Below are 20,271 nucleotides of genomic sequence, written 5' to 3' on the forward strand. Positions count from 1 at the left end.
GAAGGGACGCTCCCCCGCAGACGGTCCGCCCAACGGATCACCCCTGTCCAAGCCCGCCCCCGGGCGCTTAGCATCCGGGCATGGACCAGCGAGCAACGACGCTCCCGATGCCTCCCGGCTGGCCCGCCCGGATCAGGGCGGCCGACGCCGGAGAGCTGACCCCGCCCGTGCCCAGGCAGTCCGCCACCGTGGTGCTGCTCCGGGACACCGGGACGGACGCCGGCCCGGAGGCGTACCTGCTGCGGCGGCGGACGTCGATGGCGTTCGCGGCCGGGATGTACGCCTACCCGGGCGGCGGGGTCGACCGTCGGGACGCGGAGGCCGAGCTCGGCTGGGCCGGTCCCGGCCCGCAGGAGTGGGCCGAGCGGCTCGGCGTGGACGCCCGGACCGCGCAGGCCGTGGTCTGCGCCGCCGTCCGCGAGACCTTCGAGGAGGCCGGCGTCCTGCTGGCCGGTCCGGACGCCGACAGCGTCGCCGAGCCCCGGGACTGGACCGCCGAGCGCGCCGCCCTGGAGGCCCACGAGCTCTCCTTCGCCGACTTCCTGCGCGACCACGGGCTGCTGCTCCGCAGCGACCTGCTGGCCGGCTGGGCCCGGTGGATCACCCCGGCCTTCGAGGAGCGCCGGTACGACACCTGGTTCTTCGTCGCCGCCCTGCCGACCGGGCAGCGCGCCGCCCGCGAGGTCGGCGAGGCGGACCGGGTCGCCTGGCTCACCCCGGCCGAGGCCGTCCGGGGCTACGAGGAGGGCCGGTTCGGGATGCTGCCGCCGACCGTCACGGTGCTGCGCGAGTTGCAGCCGGTGCGCAGCGCCGCCGAGGCGCTGGGGGCGGCGGCGGACCGATCGCTGGAGCCGGTGCTCGGCCGGGCCGAGGTGCGCGGGGAGCGCCTGACCGTCCGCTGGCCGGGGTACGACGAACTGACGATCGACGGTACGTTCCCCGAGGAACGCGTCGGCTGACCGCGCCCCACCCGTTCCCGTTCCATCTGTTCCTGCCCCACCTGTTCCTGATCCGCCCTTGCAGTGCCCCCGCTCCACCCCCGAGTGATCCGTACGAGAAAGGACCGACGCCCGATGACCCACAACGATGTGGCTCGCCGGACGGCACCCGAGATGCCCGCCCGCCGCCTGATCCCGCGCCGCCCGGCCTGCGACTCCGTCAGCTTCACCGAGGTGGCGCAGCGCGCCCTCACCCGGACGCTGCCGCTCCGGGCGCTGCACCGCGTCACCGAGGACCGCCGGTGAGCGGACTCCTGCCGGGTGACCCCGCCGCCGGGATCGGCGGCGAGGCCACCCCCCGTGCGCTCTGCGTGCTGGCGCCGAACCCGTCCCCGATGACGTTGGACGGCACCAACACCTGGCTGCTCTCCGAGCCGGACTCGGACCTCGCGGTGGTGATCGACCCGGGCCCGCTGCACGAGGGCCATCTGCGCCGGGTGATCGAGACCGCCGAGCAGCGGGGCAAGCGTGTGGCACTCACGCTGCTCACCCACGGGCACGCCGACCACTCCGAGGGGGCGGCCCGGTTCGCCGAACTGACCGGCAGCGAGGTCCGCGCGCTGGACCCGGCGCACCGGCTCGGTTCGGAGGGGCTCACGGACGGGCAGCGCCTGGACGTCGGCGGCCTCGACCTGCGGGTGATCGGCACCCCCGGCCACACCTCGGACTCGCTCACCTTCCACCTGCCGGCGGACGGCGCGATCCTCACCGGCGACACCGTCCTCGGGCGGGGCACCACGATGGTCGCCCACCCGGACGGCAGGCTCGGCGACTACCTGGACTCGCTGCGGCACCTGCACGGCATGGCCGCCGAGCACGGCGTCCGGACGGTGCTGCCGGGGCACGGGCCGGTGCTCGCGGACGCGCTCGGCGCGGTGGACTACTACCTGGCCCATCGGGCCGGCCGGTTGGCCCAGGTCGAGACCGCGGTCGAGGCCGGTTGCCGGACGTCGGCCGAGGTGGTGGCGCGGGTCTACGCGGACGTGGACCGCGCGCTGTGGCCGGCGGCCGAGCTGTCGGTCCTGGCGCAGCTCCAGTACCTCAGGGACCACGGGCTCATCCCGGACTGACCGCCTGCCCGAGCCGTACGAGCTGGTGGGCCCGGACCCGCGAAGGGCCCGTACGCCGGAGCGTACGGGCCCTTCGCACGGGCTCGGGGAGCGCGAAGCGCGGACTACCGCGAGCGGCGGGAGAGCCGCTCGACGTCCATCAGCACGACCGCGCGGGCCTCCAGCTTCAGCCAGCCGCGGCCGGCGAAGTCGGCGAGCGCCTTGTTGACCGTCTCGCGGGAGGCGCCGACCAGCTGGGCCAGCTCCTCCTGGGTGAGGTCGTGGGCGACGTGGATGCCCTCGTCGGACTGCACGCCGAAGCGGCGGGAGAGGTCCAGCAGAGCCTTGGCGACGCGCCCGGGCACGTCGGAGAAGACCAGGTCGGACATCACGTCGTTGGTCCGGCGCAGGCGGCGGGCGATGGCGCGCAGCAGGGCGATCGAGACCTCGGGGCGCGCGTGCAGCCAGGGCTGGAGGTCGCCGTGGCCGAGGCCCAGCAGCTTGACCTCGGTCAGCGCGCTCGCGGTGGCGGTGCGCGGGCCCGGGTCGAACAGCGACAGCTCGCCGATCATCTCGCTGGGGCCGAGGACGGCGAGCATGTTCTCGCGGCCGTCCGGCGAGGCCCGGTGCAGCTTGACCTTGCCCTCGGCGACGACGTACAGCCGGTCGCCGGGGTCGCCCTCGTGGAACAGCGACTCGCCGCGGGCGAGCGTCACCTCGGTCATGGAAGCGCGCAGCTCGCCGGCCTGTTCGTCGTCGAGTGCCGCGAAGAGTGCGGCGCGCCGCAGAACGTCGTCCACGTGCTTCCTCCTTCTCGGCCGGCCGTCAAGCCCTCCGGCACAAGTTCGTACAGTGCTCTGCATCACCAAGCATGGCGCATGTCGCTCCGATCATATGAGGAGGGGGTGTGCCGAGGGGTGCTGCGCGGGGCCATTCGTACCGCCGGAACCGCCCGGGCCCCCGTCCCCGGGCGGCTCGGGGACCGGTTCGGGGACGTGTTCCGGGGCCGGCTCGGGGAGCAGTCCGGAGACCGGTTCGGGGACGGTCGGGGCCCGGTTTCGGCGCCGGCCGGGAACCGTCCGGCGGTCGCCGGAGGCTCACCCGGCCCGGCCGACCGTGTCCGCCGCCCGGCCGTCCGCCTCCGTTGCCCGGCCGTCCGCCTCCGCCGCCAGCAGGGCGTCGGCGACGGCGGTGCGCGCGTGCAGGACGGCGTGCCCGGCCCGCTGCGCGCTGGTCAGCCCGGCCGCGCGCAGGGCGGTGAGGTGCTGGGAGGTCCCGGCGGTGGAGAGTCCGGTCCGCCGGGCCAGCTCGGTGGTGGAGGCCGGCGCGTCCAGTTCGGCGAGCAGCCGGGCCCGGGAGCGTCCGAGGACGGCGGCGAGCGCCTCGGCCGGGTCGGCGACCGGCCCGCACTCCCACAGGGCGGCGACGCCGCGCGCCGGATAGGCGAGCTGCGGCGGGTCCGGCGGCAGCGTCCGGGTCAGCACCCGGGGCCAGGCGAACACCGAGGGCACCAGGACCAGCCCGGCCCCGGCGTCCAGTCGCCGGACCGCGCAGTGCCGCTGCTCCAGCCGCAGCGCGCCGCCGTCCCAGCGGACCGTTTCGTGGAGGTCGTCGAGGACCTGGGCGCTGCCGCGCCCGGCGGCCTGCCGGGCCCGGTGCAGCACGTCCGCGTCCAGCAGCGCGCGGATCCGGGCCCAGTGCGGCTGCAGCGCGAACTCCCAGTACTCCTCGACGTCGGCCACCAGCAGGGGCAGCCCGGCGGCCGGGTCGCGGTACAGGGGTTCGAGGGCGGCGGGCAGCCGGCCGCCGCGTTCGCCGGCCAGGATGTCGAGATCGGCCCGCACCTGCTCGGGCGGGGTCGCGGCGATCGCGGCCAGCTCCTCGGTGAGCGCGGGAGCGGCGCCGGCGGGGACCGGGGTGAGGAAGTCCGGCAGGTGGCCGGCGGCCGGGACCAGCACGGCCAGCCGCCGCACCGCGGGCCCGGTGGCCTCCGCCGCCCGGCGGACCCGCGCGGCCCAGGGCCGGTGCAGGGCGGGGACCGCTCGGTGGGCCAGTACCCGGAGGCTGGTCACCACCTCCCACATGGGAGAGACGGCGAACCTGGTCCGCGCCAGGTCGTCCGTCGAGAACGCGAGTTCGGTCCGCATCGGTGCCCGCCCACTCTCCCGCCCCGGCCCAGGATTCAGCCCCAGCTTAATCACTGGAGGGGGCCCGCCGACCGGCCGCAGGATGTCGACGGCGCGCAACCGCCACTGCCTCCCGGGGCCTCCCGAAGCTCCTCCCGATCCCTCCTGATCCCTCCTGATCCCTCCCGACTCCGCCCGATCTCTCCCGAACCGAAAGCCGGTGACCCCTCATGTCCACCTCCTCCCCGCTCCCGCCGTCCACCCTCCGCGCGCGGGCCGAGCGGCTGAGGGCGCTGGTCGCGGACGGCGTGCTCGTGCTGCCGAACGCCTGGGACGCCGGGAGCGCCGCCGTGATCGCCTCGGCCGGCGCGGCCGCGATCGCCACCACCAGCGGCGGCGTCTCCTGGTCGCTGGGCCGGGGCGACGGCCAGCGCCTCGACCGCGCGACGGCCGTCGAGGCCGCCCGCCGAGTCGCCGCCGCCGTCGACCTGCCGGTCACCGTGGACGCCGAGGGCGGCTACGGGCCCACCCCGGACGAGGTCGCCGAGACGGTCCGGGCCCTGGTGGGGGCGGGCGCGGCCGGGGTCAACCTGGAGGACTCGACGGCGCCCGGCGGCCCGCTGTTCACGGTGGACGAGCAGGCCGGACGGCTGCGCGCCGCCCGCTCGGCGGCGGAGACGGCGGGTCTGCCGGAGCTGCTGGTCAACGCCCGGACGGATGTCTTCCTGTTCGGGCTGGGCGGGCTCGACGACGTACTCGTCCGCGCCGAGGCGTACGCGGCGGCGGGCGCCGACGGCCTCTTCGTCCCCGGTCTGCTGGACCTCGACGCGCTGGCCGCGCTCTGCGCCCGCTCGCCGCTCCCGGTCAACGCGATGGCCGTGGCCGGCGGGCCGGGCGTCGCCGAACTCGCGGCCGCCGGGGTGCGCCGGATCAGCGTGGGCACCGCGCTGACCCAGTTCGCCTACACCGCCGCCCGCCGGGCGGCCGCCGAGCTGCTCGGCCCCGGCACCCTGACGGAGCCGGCCGGCGCGCTCGGCTACGGCGACGTCGACGCGCTGTTCCGGGGCTGACCGGCCCGTCAGCCCCCTGCCCCTCCGCCGTCCATCCCCTGCCCCTCCCCGTCCGTCCCGGTCCGGTCCTGGCCGATCCGCCGCAGGAGCGCGGCCGTCCGGCGTAGCCTTCACGCATGGCAGAGAGCAAGGTCCGGACGACCGCGTCTGCGGGGAAGCCGGTGGGGAAGGCAAGCGGGGCGCCCAAGCCCGAATCGCGGCTGGCGATGGTGCGGCGGGCACGGAGGATCAACCGGGAGCTGGCGGAGCTGTACCCGTACGCGCACCCGGAGCTGGACTTCGACAACCCGTTCCAACTGCTGGTGGCCACCGTGCTGTCGGCGCAGACCACCGACCTGCGGGTGAACCAGACGACCCCGGCGCTGTTCGCCGAGTACCCCTCGCCGGAGGACATGGCGGCGGCGAACCCGGCGGAGCTGGAGGAGATCATCCGGCCGACCGGGTTCTTCCGGAACAAGGCGAAGTCCCTGATCGGCCTCTCGATCGCGCTGCGCGACGAGTTCGACGGCGAGGTGCCCGGCCGGCTGGCGGACCTGGTCACCCTCCCCGGGGTCGGCCGCAAGACCGCCAACGTCGTGCTCGGCAATGCCTTCGGCGTCCCCGGGATCACCGTGGACACCCACTTCGGCCGCCTCGCCCGCCGGTTCGGCTGGACCACCGACGAGGACCCGGTGAAGGTCGAGGCGGCGGTCGCGGAGATCTTCCCGAAGTCCGAGTGGACGATGCTGTCGCACCGCGTGGTCTTCCACGGCCGACGGATCTGCCACTCCCGGAAGCCGGCCTGCGGAGCCTGCCCGATCGCACCGCTCTGCCCCTCCTACGGCGAGGGCGAGACCGATCCCGAGAAGGCGAAGAAGCTGCTCAAGTACGAGATGGGCGGACAGCCGGGCCAGCGGCTGCGCCCGCCCGCGGACTTCCCCGGCGAGGCCGCCGCCCGCGCCGACGCCGCCCGCGCCGACGCCGCCGCCCACCACGGCGAGGTCGCCGACCTGGCGGTGGCCGAGTGAGCGACCGGGGGATGGCGCGGGGGGTCGAACGGGACGGACTGCCGGCCTGGCTGGAGCCGGTCAGGGACGCCGCGGAGCGGGTGCTGCCCGAGCAGCTGAGCCGCTTCCTGCCGCCGGACGACGGCGGCCGCGCGGCCGCCGTGCTGATGCTCTTCGGCGAGGGCACGACCGGCCCGGACCTGCTGCTGATCGAACGGGCCCGTTCGCTGCGCTCGCACGCCGGCCAGCCCTCCTTCCCCGGTGGTGCGCTGGATCCGGAGGACGGCGACCCGGCCGGGCCCGGCCCGGTGGCGGCGGCGCTGCGCGAGGCCTGGGAGGAGACCGGCCTGGACCCGGACGGGGTGCAGGTGTTCGCGACGCTGCCCGCGCTCTACATCCCGGTCAGCCGGTTCGTGGTGACACCGGTGCTCGGCTGGTGGCGCGAGGAGTCGCCGGTCCGGCCGGTGGACCTGGGGGAGACCGGCGCGGTGTTCCGGGTGCCGATCGACGAGCTGACCGATCCGGTGAACCGGGCCCGGCTGCGGCACCCGTCCGGCCACATGGGGCCGGCCTTCGCGGTCGGCGGCCGACTGGTCTGGGGCTTCACCGCCGGGGTGATCGACCGGGTGCTGCACCACAGCGGGCTGGAGCGGCCGTGGGACGCGGGCCGGATCGTCGAGCTCTCGGACGAGGCGCTGGACCTGGTGCAGGGCGACCGCGAGCGTTCCCGGGCGGTGCTCGGCCGCGAGGCCGGGTCGCAGTGAACCGGACGGCGGGCGGATTCGACCATCGCCCGCCCGGCGGGGTGGTCCGTCGTGGGAGGGTGTCCGGGTGAATGTCCTGGATGTGCTGTTGATCGCCGCCGCGATCGGATTCGCCGTGTCGGGCTACCGGCAGGGTTTCGTGGTCGGTGTGCTGTCGGTCCTCGGCTTCCTGGGCGGCGGACTGCTCGCCGTCCAGTTGCTGCCGCTGCTGCTGGACCACCTCAGCCCCGGGACGACCGCCTCGGTGATCGCGGTGGTGGTGGTGATCGTGCTGGCGGCGATCGGCCAGGCGATCACCACCCACTTCGGCTGGAAGCTGCGCGGCCACATCGACCGCCGCCCGGCCCGGGCGCTGGACGCCGCCGGCGGCGCCGTGGTCAATGTGATCTCGATGCTGCTGGTGGCCTGGCTGATCGGCTCCGCGCTGGCCGGGACGTCCCTGCCGACCGTCTCCAAGCAGGTCCGCACCTCGGCGATCCTGGGCGGGGTCCAGGACACCCTGCCCTCCGACGCGCCGAACTGGTTCTCGGACTTCTCCAAGGTGCTCGCCCGCAACGGCTTCCCGCAGGTGTTCAACCCCTTCGAGCACGAGCCGATCACCCAGGTCGACATCCCCGATCCGACGCTGGCCGGCAGCCCCGCGGTGGCGAAGGCCCGGCAGAGCCTGGTCAAGGTCGTCGGCACCGCCACCTCCTGCGGCAAGACCCTGGAGGGCAGCGGCTTCGTCTACGCCCCGCACCGGGTGATGACCAACGCCCACGTGGTCGGCGGGGTCAACGAGCCGACCGTGCAGATCGGCGGGGTCGGCCAGCTGTACGACGCGACGGTGGTCCGCTACGACTGGCAGCGCGACATCGCGATCCTCGACGTGCCGAAGCTGAACGCGCCGGCCCTGACCTTCGCCGGCGAGGCGAAGACCAATGACAACGCGATCGTGGCGGGCTTCCCGGAGAACGGCGCCTTCAACGTCCAGCCGGCCCGTATCCGCGGCCGGATCCAGGCGAACGGACCGGACATCTACCACCGCGGCCAGGTGGTCCGCGACGTCTACTCGGTCCGCTCGCTGGTGCGCCAGGGCAACAGCGGCGGGCCGCTGCTCACCCCGGACGGCCAGGTGTACGGGATGGTGTTCGCCAAGTCGCTGGACAGCGCGGACACCGGGTACGTGCTGACCGCGGCCGAGGTGCGCGAGGACGCCGAGCTGGGCAGTGTGGCCTCGGGCCGGGCGGACACCCAGGGCTGCGCGCTCTGACCCGCCGGCCCGCCGCCGGTGCGACCTGTCGGTGCGACCTGTAGGAGTGACCTGTCGGGGTGACCTGTCGGGTCGGGTCAGGTCGGGGACGGCGGGCGGGGCATGGTGCCGGGACGGGAGCCGGGACGGGTGCCGGGGTGCGCGGGCCGATCAGGTGTCGCGGCGGAGCCGGGCACCCACCCAGCGGGCGCGCCGGCCGAGGATGCGCGGAATACCGAGCCGGTCCTCCCCGCGGGGGTGGCCGTCCGTACCGTCGAAGCCGCCGTCGTACCCACGGTCGTAGCCGTTGTCGTGACCGCGGTCGTAACCGCGGATCTCCGCCCACTCGGAACGGTGGGCGGAACGCTGCGAGCTGTCGCTGTGCTGTCGGCCGCGCGGGGCGCTGCCGCGATCGGGCATCCAGGTCATACCGCAATGGATGCCCCTGGGCCGACAGGGGTAACCGCCCGTCCGGCCACCAACGTGTCCTATGCGCTTGTCATATGTGCGTCACCTGAAGGGAGTTGGGCCCTCGGGCCCGGTTCCCCCGATCGGGTTCCGGGACCTTCGGCCCCGGTCCGGGCCCCGCGCCGCCTCAGTCCTTGTGCCGGCCGATCCAGTCCAGCAGCTCGGCCGTGAACTGCTCCGGCGCCTCCTCGTGCGGGAAGTGCCCGATCCCCGGCATCAGGCGCCAGCGGTACGGCGCGGCCACGTACTCGCCGCCGCCCAGTGCGGTGTGCGACAGCAGCACCGGGTCCGCCGCCCCCTGGATGTGCAGGGTGGGTGCGGTGATCGGCTTCTTCATCCGGCGGGCGAACTGGATGCCGTCCGGCCGGGCCATCGAGCGCAGCAGCCAGCGGTACGGCTCGATCGAGCAGTGCGCGGTGCTGGGGATCCGGATCGCCTCCCGGTACGCGGCCACCGCGGCGCGGTCCAGCTGGTTGCGCCCGGTCCAGGCGTCCAGGTAGCGGCCGATCAGCGCGGCGTCGTCGGCGACCAGGCGGCGCTCCGGTATCCACGGCCGCTGGAAGCCCAGGATGTGCTCGAAGGCGGCCATCTGCCGCCGGTCGGTCAGCAGCGCCCGGCGGAGGTCCCGGGGGTGCGCGGCGGAGACCACGGTGAGGCTCTGGATCACCGAGGGCCGCATCACGGCCGCGACCCAGGACAGCGTGCCGCCGGAGGCGTGGCCGACCAGGTGGGCCCGGTTCTCGCCGAGGGAGCGGATCACCCCGGTGATGTCCAGCGCGAGGTTGCCCGGGTCGTAGCCGCGGGGGGTGCGGTCGCTGCCGCCGATGCCGCGCAGGTCCAGGGCGACGGCCCGGTAGCCGGCCTCGGCGAGTGCGGTCAGCTGGTGGCGCCAGGCCCACCAGTACTGCGGCCAGCCGTGGACCAGCAGGACCAGCGGGCCCTCGCCGAGTTCGGCGATGTGGAAGCGGGCGCCGTTGGCGGCGAGGTCGCGGTGGGTCCACGGTCCGGGCTGCCGGACGTCCCAGGCGGCCGGAGGCGTGCCCTGGGCGTCGTCGCCACCACCGGGGGCGGTGCCGCTGTCGGCGGGGGTGGTGCCGCCCTCGCCGGTGACGGTGCCGTCGTCATCGGTGACAGTGCCGTCGGAGGCGGTGTCGCCGGAACCGGCGGACGGCTGTGCGGGCACGGGCTTCTGGTCGAGCGACATACCGAGAGCGTGTCACATCCGCGCGCCGGACACGCGCCCGGCACTCGTACTCGGGCCGTTCGGGCCCGCCGAGCACCGGTCGCGTCTCCACGACCCCGGGGTCGGGCCTACGGGATGCGGCCCAGGGCGCGGTCGATCTCCTCCTTGGTGGCGGGACGCGGCCGCGCGTTCTTCAGGACGTCGGCGGTCTTCTGAGCACCCTCGATGGTGCGGACCGGCTTCTCGATCTTCTTGAACGAACGCAGCGCCAGCAGGCCCAGCAGCACGGCCAGCAGCAGGTACGCGCCGGCCACGACCAGGAACGACCAGCCGAGCGAGAGGCCCAGCGCGTGGATGCCGAACGCCGCGGCGGCACTGAGCATCGGGACGGCGGCCAGGGCCACCACACCGGCGACAGCCAGCGAGACGCCGCCGGAGACACCGCGCTTGACGTCGGCGCGGATCTCGGCCTTGGCGAGCGCGATCTCGTCGTGGACCAGGGCGGACAGGTCGGCGGTGGCCGCGGCGAACAGCTGCCCCACCGAACGCTCGCCCTCATAGGGCGCCCGGCCGTTGCTGGACGGGTCTGCGGCTCCTGCGGGCATCAGCGGTTCTCCTCTTCGGCCGTGCGGCGAGTGACGCCGCCGCACGGTGCGGCTCCCCGGTGGTTCCGGGTACCGGGACGGGCCCGGTGGCGTCGGTGGACTGTCGACAGTTCAGAATCATGCCCCTACCGGAGGAGCGGACACCACTCCGGGGGGCCCGGCGAGGGACGTGTTCCGGGCTGGTCCGGCTCCGGCCGGGCTCGAACCCGGCTTCGACCCGGCTCTGGGAGGGCACGGGTCGGGCCCGGACCGGGCTCGGACCGGGCTCACTGCGGGTGCTGCGGGCCCTCGTCGGCCGGGTGGGCGTCCTGTTGCGGCCGGTCCGGCCTGCCCGCCTGTCCGGCCGTGCGGGCCTGCCAGGCCGGGTCGTCCAGCTGGTACACGTCGGGGATGCCGTCGCCGTCGACGTCGCGGTCCTCCTCGCACAGCTCGCGGTAGTGCCGGTTGCGCAGCTTCAGCAGCACGGTGGCGATCAGCGCGCAGAGCAGCGAGCCCACCAGCACGGCCGCCTTGGCCCGGTCGGCGAGGGCCGGGTCGTCGGGGAAGGCGAGTTCGCTGATCAGGAGCGAGACCGTGAAGCCGATGCCGGCCAGCACCGAGACGGCGAACATGTCCGCCCACTTGAGCTGCGGATTCAGTTCGGCACGGGTGAAGCGGGCGGCCAGGCGGGTGCCGCCGAAGATGCCCACGGTCTTGCCGACCAGCAGGCCGAGCACGATGCCGAGCGGGGCCGCCTGGGTGAACACCTCGCGCAGGGCGGGCCCGGAGATCGTCACCCCGGCGGCGAACAGCGCGAAGACCGGTACGGCGAACCCGGCCGAGATCGGGCGGACCAGGTGCTCGATGTGCTCGCCGGGGGAGGACTTCTCGTCGCCCTCCCGGTGGCAGCGGAGCAGCAGGCCCATCGCGACGCCCGCCACCGTGGCGTGCACGCCGCTCTCGTGCATCAGCGCCCAGATCACGAAGGCGAGCGGCACGAACAGGTACCAGCCGTGGACGCCGCGCCGGTGCAGGAACCAGAACAGCACCAGCCCGGCGAAGGCCAGCCCGAGCGCCCAGAACTTGATGCCGGAGCTGTAGAAGACCGCGATGATCAGGATCGCGATCAGGTCGTCCACCACCGCGAGGGTGAGCAGGAAGGCACGCAGCGCCGAGGGCAGGTGGCTGCCGACCACGGCGAGCACGCCGAGCGCGAAGGCGATGTCGGTGGCGGTCGGAATGGCCCAGCCGTTCGGATGCCCGCCGGGGCCGGCGTTGGCCACCGCGAACACGATCGCGGGCAGCGCGACGCCGCAGACGGCGGCTATGACGGGGAGGATCGCGGCGCTGGGGCTGCGCAGTTCGCCCGCCACGAACTCGCGCTTGAGCTCGATCCCGGCCACGAAGAAGAAGATCGTCAGCAGTCCGTCCTTCGCCCACGCGTCCAGACTGAGGTCCAGGTGGAGCGGGGTGGACGGGCCGACGGTGTAGTCCAGGACGGACTGGTAGGCGGCCGGCCAGACATTGGCCCAGATCAGTGCGACGACCGAGGCGAGGAGCAGCAGGACGCCGCCGACGGTCTCGGTGCGCAGCGCGTCCGTGATGTAGGTGCGCTCGGGAAGGGACAGCCTGCCGAGGAACTGGCGGCGTCGGGTCGTCGGCTCTTGGACGGGCGGCTGGCTGGCCACGCGCGGCCTCCTGGGGGCGGGGACGGTGTACGGAGATGCACCGGTGGTGCATTGCCGACCAGACTTCCCGGCTCGCCCTGTGACGCGGATCTTGATGCGTCGTTGACAGTATAACGGGAACCGACAAGGCGACGTCCGGATTGTCATACTTCAGGACTTAAGCCTGGGTGGCCTGTTGTGCACCCGTCCGTACGGCCGACCGGCACCCGAACGGAGTCGGCGGCGTGCAGACGGGTGAACGGCTCTCTATCGTCGATCGCAGGGCCCGGCCGAGGTCGGAGCCCCGGACCGGGGGCTTTCCCCGGGTCCCCCACCTTCGCGCTGTGGAGGCGCCGCCGTGCCCAGACCGCCGCTCTTATCCTTCCGTTCGTATACGTCTCGCGAGTGTCGTCCGTCCTGCTCGCACCGTTTGTTCTGTTCGCACTGTCCGTTCTGTTCGCACCGCACGTCCTGTTCGCACCGCACGTCCTGTTCGCACCGCACGTCCCGGTCCGGCCGCCGGAGCGCCGTCCGATGAATGCCCCGCTGTACGGCCCGCCCGACCCCGAACTCGACCGCCTGCTCCGCCCGCTGTTCCGTGCCGCCGCACCGGCCGGTGGCGCCGCCGTCGTGGTGATCCGCGGCGACGAGCGGACCGTCGCCTGCCGCGGCCACGCCGTCCGCTCCACCGAACGCCCGGTGCGCGCCGACACCCGCTTCGAACTCGGCTCCGTCACCAAGACCTTCACCGGCCTGCTGCTGGCCGAGATGGCCGCCCGAGGAGAGGTCGGCTACGACGATCCGATCGACCGTTACCTGCCCGCCGACGCGGCCCCCGGCTACCCGCAGGAGCGTCCGATCACCCTGCTCCACCTGGCCACCCACACCTCCGGGCTGCCCCGGTTGCCGGACGGGGTGCTGCCCGGGCAGGTCCCGCGCTGGTTCACCCGTCCCTACGCCACCTTCGGACCGGCCCATCTGCTGCGGGCGCTGCCCCGGACGGCGGTGCGCGGCACGCCGGGCACCCAGGTCCGGTACTCCAACCTCGGCTGCGGACTGCTCGGCCTGCTGCTGGCCAACGCGGCCGGGCAGCGGTACGACGATCTGCTCGCCGCCAGGGTCTGCGGGCCGCTCGGCCTGATGGACACCTCCTGCGGCCCCGGCCGGGAGGAGGACGCCGGATACCGGCGCGGGCGCAGGGTGCCGTCCTTCCGGTTGCCCGCCCTGCCGGCCGCCGCCGCGCTCCGCTCCACGGCGGACGACATGCTCCGCTACCTCCAGGCGCACCTCGCCCTGGACGCCGTTCCGCTCCCCGAGCGGGCCGACGCGGCGGCGCTGCGGACGGCGCTGAACGAGGTGCGGCGCCCACGCACCGACGGGCGACGCGGCGGGCCGCGGATCTGTCTGGGGTGGAACCAGCGCGCCCTTCGGGCCGGGGCGGCGGAACCGAGGGCGGGAGGGGGGCCGGTGGTGCCGGTGCCCCTGCCTGTTCCCGCACCTGTTCCCGTGCCGGTGCCGGAGGCTGAGGCTGGGCGTGCGGCGGCCGACGGGGTGGGGCCGGTCGACGCGGGCGAGGTGGTCTACCACGTGGGTGCCGCCCGGCGGTCCACCGCCTTCGTCGGGTTCAGTCCCCGGGCCCAGGTGGGCCTGGCGGTGCTGGCCGGCGGGCAGCCGCTGCGCAGTCGTGCCCTGGCGCAGAGCGCGCACGACACCCTGCGGGTCCTGATCGCCGAATTCGGCGAGGGCTGACCCCCGCAGTTGCTCGGACACAGCGGTGCCCCGGGCGGTAGCAACCGCCCGGGGCACCGTCGTGCCCGCTGCTCCGCGCCACGTTCAGGGTGTGGCACGGAGCAGCGGTGCGAGGTCGGACCTCCCGGTCAGCCCTCGGAGCCGGCCGGCGGGAGCTGGGCCTGGATGAGGTTCATCACGGTGGAGTCGGCGAGGGTGGTGGTGTCACCGATCTCGCGGCCCTCGGCGATGTCGCGCAGCAGGCGGCGCATGATCTTGCCGGAGCGGGTCTTCGGCAGCTCGCCGACGACCTTGATCTGCTTCGGCTTGGCGATCGGGCCGAGGGTGCGGCCGACGTGCGCGCGCAGCTCCTCGACCAGCTCCGGGCTGTCGGTGGCGGTGCCGCGCAGGATGACGAAGGCGACGATCGCCTGGCCGGTGGTGGCGTCGGTGGCGCCGACGACCGCCGACTCGGCCACCGAGGGGTGGCCGACCAGGGCGGACTCGACCTCGGTGGTCGAGATGTTGTGGCCGGAGACGAGCATGACGTCGTCGACCCGGCCGAGCAGCCAGATGTCGCCGTCCTCGTCCTTCTTGGCGCCGTCGCCGGCGAAGTAGCGGCCCTCGAAGCGCGACCAGTAGGTGTCGATGTAGCGCTGGTCGTCGCCCCAGATGGTGCGCAGCATGGAGGGCCACGGCTCGGTGAGGACGAGGTAGCCGCCGGAGCCGTTGGCGACCTCGGTGCCGTTGTCGTCGACGACGGTGGCGGCGATGCCGGGCAGGGCGCGCTGGGCGGAGCCGGGCTTGGTCTCGGTGACGCCGGGCAGCGGGCTGATCATGATGGCGCCGGTCTCGGTCTGCCACCAGGTGTCCACGATCGGGGCGGTGGAGGCGCCGATGTGCTCGCGGTACCAGATCCAGGCCTCGGGGTTGATCGGCTCGCCGACGCTGCCCAGCACCCGCAGGGAGGACAGGTCGAACTTGGCGGGGATGTCGTCGCCCCACTTCATGAAGGTGCGGATCGCGGTGGGCGCCGTGTAGAGGATCGAGACGCCGTACTTCTGCACGATCTCCCAGAACCGGCCCTGGTGGGGGGTGTCGGGGGTGCCTTCGTAGATGACCTGGGTGGCGCCGTTGGAGAGCGGGCCGTAGACGATGTACGAGTGCCCGGTGACCCAGCCGATGTCGGCGGTGCACCAGTAGACGTCGGTCTCCGGCTTGAGGTCGAAGACGGCGTGGTGGGTGTAGCTGGCCTGGGTGAGGTAGCCGCCGGTGGTGTGCAGGATGCCCTTGGGCTTCCCGGTGGTGCCGGAGGTGTAGAGGATGAACAGCGGGTGCTCGGCCTCGTGCGCCTCGGGGGTGTGCTCGGTGGACTGGCGGGCGGTGAGCTCGTGCCACCAGACGTCCCGGCCCTCGGTCCAGGCGGTGTCCTGGCCGGTGCGGCGGACGACGAGGACGTGCTCGACGCCCTCGGCCTTGGTGAGGGCCTCGTCGATGGCGGGCTTGAGGGCGGAGGGCTTGCCGCGCCGGTAGCCGCCGTCGGCGGTGATGACGAGCTTGGCCCGGGCGTCCTGGATGCGGGAGGCGACGGCGTCGGCGGAGAAGCCGCCGAAGACGACGGAGTGCGTGGCGCCGATGCGGGCGCAGGCGAGCATCGAGACGACGGCCTCGGGGATCATCGGCAGGTAGATGGCGACGCGGTCGCCCTTGGTGACGCCGAGTTCGAGCAGGGCGTTGGCGGCCTGGGAGACCTCGTCCTTGAGCTGGGCGTAGGTGATGGCGCGGCCGTCGCCGGGCTCGCCCTCGAAGTGGATGGCGACGCGGTCGCCGTGGCCGGCCTCGACGTGGCGGTCCACGCAGTTGTAGGCGATGTTGAGCTTGCCGTCGGCGAACCACTTCGCGAAGGGCGGGTTGGACCAGTCGAGCGTCTGCGTGGGCTCGACGGCCCAGGTGAGGCGGCGGGCCTGCTCGGCCCAGAAGCCGAGGCGGTCCTCGGATGCCTGGGCGTACGCGGCCGCGGTGACGTTGGCGGCTGCGGCGAGCTCTGCCGGCGGGGCGAAACGCCGCTCCTCCTTGAGCAGGTTGGCCAGGCTCTCGTTGCTCAACGCGCACTCCTCATGAGTCATGATCGGGGTCGTTTCCCGTGCGTGGGGATTGTCCCGTGTGTCCCAGCGCACAGCTCACCAGGCGAAGAGGTCAGTTGACAAGAGGCTCTGGCTAATTGGTGTAGACCTTTGATCGCTCGTCGAACGGCCGCCCGAGGTCGGAGGCGTCTCGGGCGGCCCGAGGAGGTGGGCCCGCGTCCTTGGCCCGCCCGGCCGGACGCGGGCCCGGCTCTCAGGCGGCCAGGCCGGGGCCGCCGCCGTCCCTGGCCGGATCCGCGGTGACGGTACCGGTGGTCGGAACCTGTTCGAATTCATTCACTCGTTCGGGCGTGTCGTGCTCCCCGTGCGGGGTGGACGCGGCTGCGACTGCGGCGGCCGCGGGCGTGTCCGCGGCCGCGGAGGTCGGTGCCACCGCCTCGACCGGACCGAACCGGCCGCTCTCCGGGTCGAGCACATAGGCCTGTGCGGTGGCGAAGTCGAAGTACATGCCGACCAGCCGCAGGGTGCCCTCGGCGACCCGCCGCTCGACGGCCGGGTTGGCCAGCAGCTGGTCCAGCTGCTGGACGACATTGGTGACGCAGAGCTGCTCGGTCACATCGACCACCGGGCGGTCGGTGAACTCCGCCGGGATCCGGCGCAGCCGGTCCAGCGAGCCCCGGCCGTTGCGCAGCCAGCGGGCCAGCGGCGTGGGCCGGCCGGGCTGCTCGTGCACCCCGTCCAGCAGGGCCTTCATCGCCCCGCAGCCCGAGTGCCCGCAGACGGTGATCGACCGCACCTCCAGCACCTCGACCGCGTACTGCACCGCCGCCGCCACCGAGTCGTCGGCCGCGCCCGGCTCGTGCGGCGCCGGCACCAGATTGCCGACATTGCGGACGGTGAAGAGATCGCCCGGGCCGCTGTTGGTGATCATGCTGGTGACCATCCGGGAGTCGGCGCAGGTCAGGAACAGCTGGGAGGGCGTCTGTCCCTCCCGGGCGAGCCGGGCCAGCTCGGGCCGGACCAGCGGGGCGGTGTGCAGTTGGAACACCCGCACCCCGTCGAGCAGCCGGACGTGCGGGTCCTCCTGCTGTTCGATGCAGTGGTGGCCGACCCAGGGCGTCCACGCGCGGCAGCGGTGCGGGCCGGGGGAGCTGCCGGTGCGGACGGTGCCGTCCGGATCGAGCACCTCGTCGTCCTGGCGGCGGGTCACCATCGACACCCGCCCGCCGCCCGCCTGATGGCCGGTGCGCCAGCTGTGCAGTGTCTCGTAGGCGGCGTGGTCCAGGAAGGAGCCGTCGTGCACGACGGTGACCTCGGCGCCGGCCGGCACACCGGCGAGCGCCCGGCTCAGCCGGGGCACGGCGGCGAAGGTCAGCGGGCCGTGCGTCTCCACGGTGAGCGTGCCGTCGGGGCCGGCCAGTACGTCCACGTGTGCGCGGGTCAGCCGGTAGAGCGCGAGCAGCACGGCCGTCGCGGCGCCCAGCGCCACGCCCGGCAGCACGCCGAACAGCACCACGGAGACCACGGTGACCAGGTAGACCGGGAACTCCCGGTGCCGGTGGACCTTCCGGATGTGCGCGAAGCTCACCATCTGCAGGCCGACGACCAGCACCAGCGCGGCGAGCGCGGCGAGCGGGATCCGGCGCAGCCCGCCGGTGAGGGCCAGCGCGGCCGCCAGCACCCACACCCCGTGCAGTACCGAGGACCAACGGCTTCGGGCACCGGCCCGGACGTTGGCGGTACTGCGCACCGCGCCGCCGGCGATCGGCAGTCCGCCGACCAGCCCGCTGATCATGTTGGCCAGCCCCTGGCCGCGCAGCTCGCGGTCGAGGTCCCCGGTGCGGTGCGACATCCGGTCGACCGCGACGGCGGAGAGCAGTGATTCGACGCTCGCCACGGCGGTGACGGTCAGCACGGCGGCGAGGACGGCGAGGGGCGGGCCGTGCGGCAGGTCGGGGACGAGGTCGTGCGGCTGCCAGGCGGGCAGGTCGACCCGGGCGAGCCGCAGGTCCAGCGCGACCGCGAGCGTGGTGGCGGCGGCGACGGCGGCCAGCGGTCCGGGGACCTTGGTCAGCCGGGTGCCGAACTCGCCGTAGCGGCCGGGGAGTCGGCCCAGCCGGGGCCAGCCGAGCAGCACCGCGGCGGTGACCGTGCCGACAATCAGGGCGGACGGGTGCGGGGCCGCCAACTGGCTCGGCAGGGCGAGCAGATTGGCCAGGGCCGAGCTCTGCGGGGAGCCGCCGAGGACGACGTGCAACTGCGCGATCGCGATGGCGAGGCCGACGCCGGCCAGCATGCCGTGCACGATGGCGGGCGAGACGGCCAGTGCCGTCCGGGCCACCCGCCTTACCCCCAGCAGGAGTTGGAGCAGGCCGGCGGCGAGGGTGATGGCGCAGGTGGCCTGCCAGCCGTACTGGGTGATGAGCCCGGCCGTGATCACGGTGAGGGCGGCCGAGGGGCCGCTGACCTGCAGCGGGGTGCCGCCGAACAGTCCGACCACGATGCCGCCGACGGCCGCGGCGGCGAGGCCCGCGGTGAGCGGGGCGCCGGTGGCCAGGGCGATGCCGAGGGAGAACGGTACGGCGATGAGGAAGACCACCAGGGAGGCCGAGAGGTCCTGCGCCCAGGAGGCGCGGGGGCGTCGACCCGGCGGGGCGTGGTCGGTGGTGTCGGAGGCGATGGGTGCGCTGGAGATGTCGAGGGTCATGGGTCTTCCCGTCTGTCCGGGGGAACGAACGCAGTCAGGTCCGGCGGTGAGTCCGGTCATGGGCTCGGTGGAGCGGATCGGCTGTCGTGGGTCGCGACGGTGTGGCGGGATGGTGCGGACGGGCCGGGAGTGCGGGTGTCACCGGCCGGGCCTTGGACCATCGGGGGCCCCGGCGGTCACTCGGCGGGGCGCTGGGAGGAGCCAGGCCACGGCGAGGAGCGCCGGAACGGATGCGGAACATCAAGACTCGGTAAACCGAGGGTAATGAGAGCTTTGCACAGCGTCATCCGGAGCGACAGGCAATATCCGCCTGATTCACCCCATTGGGTGGTGGTCGAACAGACGGGAATCTGCTGGTGGCGGCGCTGCGGCGGGGGCTGCGGCGGTTCCGCGGGCCGGAGCAGGGGCGGGGCGGGGCGGATGTGCGAGGGCCGCGGCCCCGTCTCCGGGACCGCGGCCGTGGTCGCTGCGGTGGTGCGGTGCGAGGGTGCTCCGCGTCGGCGCCGGACGGCGCGGCTCCGGTCAGACGGTCGCGCCGGCCGCCGCGGGCTCGTCGCCGAGCACGAAGTCCGGGTCGACCTGGGTGGCGAGATCGATGCCGACCTTGGCGTTCGCCCAGCTCTCGGCGTTGCGCACGTGGAAGAGGACGGCCTGCTCGGTGTAGCGGCGCGGATCCCGCAGGTCGTACGCGGCGTCCGCAGCCGTCCTCAGCTCGTCCAGCACCGCGCGATTGGCGGCTTCGAGGGCGCGCAGCGGCGGCTGCGCGCCCTGCTCCAGCCGGCGCACCCAGTCGGAGTGCCCGAAGGAGGTCAGCAGGTCCTCGCCGACCTCCCGGCGGAGGAAGTCCAGGTCGTCCTGGCTCTGCACCTTGTTGCCGACCACCCGCAGCCGGACGCCGAAGTCCTGCGCGTAGTCCCGGTACTGGCGGTACACCGAGATGCCCTTGCGGGTGGGCTCGGCCACCAGGAAGGTGAGGTCGAAGCGGGTGAACAGGCCGGAGGCGAAGGAGTCGGAGCCGGCGGTCATGTCGGTCACCACGTACTCGTCCCGGCCGTCGACCAGGTGGTTCAGCAGCAGCTCGACCGCGCCGACCTTGGAGTGGTAGCAGGCGACGCCGAGGTCCTCCTCGGTGAACGCGCCGGTCGCCAGCAGCCGGACCGAGCCCTCGTCGAGCGCGATCGGGCGGGCGCAGGCGGCGTAGACCGGGTTCTCCTCGACGATCCGGAGCAGCCGCGAGCCGCGCCCCGGCGGGGTGGTCTTGATCATCTCCTCGGCGGAGCGGATCAGCGGATTGCCGCCGCGCAGGTACTCCTTGATGCCGGGCAGGTGGGCCCCGAGCGAGGGCAGGGCGGCGGACTGGTCGTCCGTCAGCCCCAGGGCCGGGCCGAGGTGCTGGTTGATGTCGGCGTCGACGGCGAGGACCGGGCGGCCCGCGGCGGCCAGGTGGCGGATGAACAGTGCGGACAGCGTGGTCTTGCCGCTGCCGCCCTTGCCGACGAAGGCGATCTTCATCTTGGGACTCCGGCTCTCGCTCCAGGACCCGCCGCGCCCGCGGTCCGCGCCGCGACGAGGTCGACGATCTTCCGAGTTGGAAATCGTTATCGTCTTCGACAGTCATGCTATCCG

17 protein-coding genes are annotated in these 20,271 nt (G+C 73.9%); 8 read left to right on the forward strand and 9 right to left on the reverse strand.

Going from position 1 to position 20,271, the window contains the following annotated elements; translation table 11 throughout:
• Window positions 1–80: 80 nt before the first annotated feature.
• The 3 genes from ACW14Y_RS22725 to ACW14Y_RS22735 all read left to right on the forward strand — a co-directional run bounded on the left by ACW14Y_RS22725 (window position 81) and on the right by ACW14Y_RS22735 (window position 2,068).
• Window positions 81–959: an NUDIX hydrolase gene (locus tag ACW14Y_RS22725; RefSeq protein ID WP_380299626.1), complete on the forward strand. Its 879-nt coding sequence runs from the start codon at window positions 81–83 to the stop codon at window positions 957–959.
• A 114-nt stretch (window positions 960–1,073) separates the two neighbouring features.
• Window positions 1,074–1,244 carry a hypothetical protein gene (locus ACW14Y_RS22730; protein WP_266270834.1) on the forward strand — a complete coding sequence of 57 codons (171 nt, stop codon included), beginning with the start codon at window positions 1,074–1,076 and terminating at the stop codon, window positions 1,242–1,244.
• The gene (locus ACW14Y_RS22735; RefSeq protein WP_340631239.1) at window positions 1,241–2,068 is read left to right on the forward strand and encodes an MBL fold metallo-hydrolase; all 828 of its coding nucleotides are present in this window, start codon (window positions 1,241–1,243) and stop codon (window positions 2,066–2,068) included. The genes ACW14Y_RS22730 and ACW14Y_RS22735 overlap by 4 nt, the downstream gene beginning before the upstream one ends.
• A gap of 104 nt (window positions 2,069–2,172) precedes the next feature.
• Here ACW14Y_RS22735 and ACW14Y_RS22740 read toward each other — a convergent pair whose 3' ends face one another.
• Together ACW14Y_RS22740 and ACW14Y_RS22745 are read right to left on the reverse strand one after the other, a co-directional pair.
• Window positions 2,173–2,847: a Crp/Fnr family transcriptional regulator gene (locus ACW14Y_RS22740; protein ID WP_030392646.1), complete on the reverse strand. Its 675-nt coding sequence runs from the start codon at window positions 2,845–2,847 to the stop codon at window positions 2,173–2,175.
• Between the two features lie 297 nt (window positions 2,848–3,144).
• Window positions 3,145–4,194: a DUF5937 family protein gene (locus ACW14Y_RS22745; RefSeq protein WP_456983211.1), complete on the reverse strand. Its 1,050-nt coding sequence runs from the start codon at window positions 4,192–4,194 to the stop codon at window positions 3,145–3,147.
• Window positions 4,195–4,403: 209 nt separating this feature from the next.
• Here ACW14Y_RS22745 and ACW14Y_RS22750 point away from each other — a divergent pair, with 209 nt between their 5' ends.
• The 4 genes from ACW14Y_RS22750 to ACW14Y_RS22765 all read left to right on the forward strand — a co-directional run bounded on the left by ACW14Y_RS22750 (window position 4,404) and on the right by ACW14Y_RS22765 (window position 8,245).
• Window positions 4,404–5,243 (forward strand): isocitrate lyase/PEP mutase family protein, encoded by an 840-nt coding sequence (locus ACW14Y_RS22750; protein ID WP_380299623.1) that lies wholly within the window; start codon window positions 4,404–4,406, stop codon window positions 5,241–5,243.
• Window positions 5,244–5,359: 116 nt separating this feature from the next.
• Window positions 5,360–6,250, forward strand: a complete 891-nt coding sequence (gene nth / locus ACW14Y_RS22755; RefSeq protein ID WP_456983214.1) for an endonuclease III — start codon at window positions 5,360–5,362, stop codon at window positions 6,248–6,250.
• An 11-nt stretch (window positions 6,251–6,261) separates the two neighbouring features.
• Window positions 6,262–6,993, forward strand: coding sequence for an NUDIX hydrolase (locus ACW14Y_RS22760; protein WP_456983216.1), 732 nt, complete (start codon window positions 6,262–6,264; stop codon window positions 6,991–6,993).
• Between the two features lie 67 nt (window positions 6,994–7,060).
• Window positions 7,061–8,245 carry a MarP family serine protease gene (locus ACW14Y_RS22765; protein ID WP_380299620.1) on the forward strand — a complete coding sequence of 395 codons (1,185 nt, stop codon included), beginning with the start codon at window positions 7,061–7,063 and terminating at the stop codon, window positions 8,243–8,245.
• Window positions 8,246–8,395: 150 nt separating this feature from the next.
• Here ACW14Y_RS22765 and ACW14Y_RS22770 read toward each other — a convergent pair whose 3' ends face one another.
• The 4 genes from ACW14Y_RS22770 to nhaA form a co-directional block, all read right to left on the reverse strand.
• Window positions 8,396–8,653 carry a hypothetical protein gene (locus ACW14Y_RS22770; protein WP_380299619.1) on the reverse strand — a complete coding sequence of 86 codons (258 nt, stop codon included), beginning with the start codon at window positions 8,651–8,653 and terminating at the stop codon, window positions 8,396–8,398.
• Window positions 8,654–8,819: 166 nt separating this feature from the next.
• Window positions 8,820–9,896, reverse strand: a complete 1,077-nt coding sequence (locus ACW14Y_RS22775; protein WP_380299618.1) for an alpha/beta fold hydrolase — start codon at window positions 9,894–9,896, stop codon at window positions 8,820–8,822.
• A gap of 107 nt (window positions 9,897–10,003) precedes the next feature.
• A complete protein-coding gene (locus tag ACW14Y_RS22780; protein ID WP_030392654.1) occupies window positions 10,004–10,480 on the reverse strand; it encodes a phage holin family protein in 477 nt (158 codons plus the stop codon).
• 266 nt (window positions 10,481–10,746) lie between these two features.
• Window positions 10,747–12,147 carry a Na+/H+ antiporter NhaA gene (gene nhaA, locus ACW14Y_RS22785; protein ID WP_456983219.1) on the reverse strand — a complete coding sequence of 467 codons (1,401 nt, stop codon included), beginning with the start codon at window positions 12,145–12,147 and terminating at the stop codon, window positions 10,747–10,749.
• 513 nt (window positions 12,148–12,660) lie between these two features.
• On the opposite strand from nhaA, the gene ACW14Y_RS22790 reads away from it, so the two are divergent.
• A complete protein-coding gene (locus ACW14Y_RS22790; protein ID WP_456983221.1) occupies window positions 12,661–13,875 on the forward strand; it encodes a serine hydrolase domain-containing protein in 1,215 nt (404 codons plus the stop codon).
• Window positions 13,876–14,003: 128 nt separating this feature from the next.
• Here the strand turns inward: ACW14Y_RS22790 and acs are convergent, their stop codons facing one another.
• From acs to ACW14Y_RS22805, 3 genes are all read right to left on the reverse strand, one after another.
• A complete protein-coding gene (gene acs / locus ACW14Y_RS22795) occupies window positions 14,004–15,980 on the reverse strand; it encodes an acetate--CoA ligase (protein ID WP_380299614.1) in 1,977 nt (658 codons plus the stop codon).
• Window positions 15,981–16,191: 211 nt separating this feature from the next.
• Complete coding sequence (locus tag ACW14Y_RS22800) at window positions 16,192–18,645, reverse strand: SulP family inorganic anion transporter (RefSeq protein WP_380299613.1); 2,454 nt, start codon at window positions 18,643–18,645, stop codon at window positions 16,192–16,194.
• 522 nt (window positions 18,646–19,167) lie between these two features.
• Window positions 19,168–20,157 (reverse strand): ATP-binding protein, encoded by a 990-nt coding sequence (locus ACW14Y_RS22805; RefSeq protein WP_380299612.1) that lies wholly within the window; start codon window positions 20,155–20,157, stop codon window positions 19,168–19,170.
• Window positions 20,158–20,271 lie beyond the last annotated feature (114 nt).

This window comes from Kitasatospora sp. cg17-2 (assembly GCF_054031055.1).

Coding starts and splice junctions, on each gene's coding strand:
- acs (WP_380299614.1), bottom strand. CDS start 15,980: ATGACTCATGAGGAGTGCGCGTTGAGCAACGAGAGCCTGGCCAACCTG.
- ACW14Y_RS22770 (WP_380299619.1), bottom strand. CDS start 8,653: ATGACCTGGATGCCCGATCGCGGCAGCGCCCCGCGCGGCCGACAGCAC.
- nth (WP_456983214.1), top strand. CDS start 5,360: ATGGCAGAGAGCAAGGTCCGGACGACCGCGTCTGCGGGGAAGCCGGTG.
- ACW14Y_RS22780 (WP_030392654.1), bottom strand. CDS start 10,480: ATGCCCGCAGGAGCCGCAGACCCGTCCAGCAACGGCCGGGCGCCCTAT.
- ACW14Y_RS22805 (WP_380299612.1), bottom strand. CDS start 20,157: ATGAAGATCGCCTTCGTCGGCAAGGGCGGCAGCGGCAAGACCACGCTG.
- ACW14Y_RS22730 (WP_266270834.1), top strand. CDS start 1,074: ATGACCCACAACGATGTGGCTCGCCGGACGGCACCCGAGATGCCCGCC.
- ACW14Y_RS22750 (WP_380299623.1), top strand. CDS start 4,404: ATGTCCACCTCCTCCCCGCTCCCGCCGTCCACCCTCCGCGCGCGGGCC.
- ACW14Y_RS22790 (WP_456983221.1), top strand. CDS start 12,661: ATGAATGCCCCGCTGTACGGCCCGCCCGACCCCGAACTCGACCGCCTG.
- ACW14Y_RS22760 (WP_456983216.1), top strand. CDS start 6,262: ATGGCGCGGGGGGTCGAACGGGACGGACTGCCGGCCTGGCTGGAGCCG.
- ACW14Y_RS22775 (WP_380299618.1), bottom strand. CDS start 9,896: ATGTCGCTCGACCAGAAGCCCGTGCCCGCACAGCCGTCCGCCGGTTCC.
- ACW14Y_RS22725 (WP_380299626.1), top strand. CDS start 81: ATGGACCAGCGAGCAACGACGCTCCCGATGCCTCCCGGCTGGCCCGCC.
- ACW14Y_RS22745 (WP_456983211.1), bottom strand. CDS start 4,194: ATGCGGACCGAACTCGCGTTCTCGACGGACGACCTGGCGCGGACCAGG.
- ACW14Y_RS22800 (WP_380299613.1), bottom strand. CDS start 18,645: ATGACCCTCGACATCTCCAGCGCACCCATCGCCTCCGACACCACCGAC.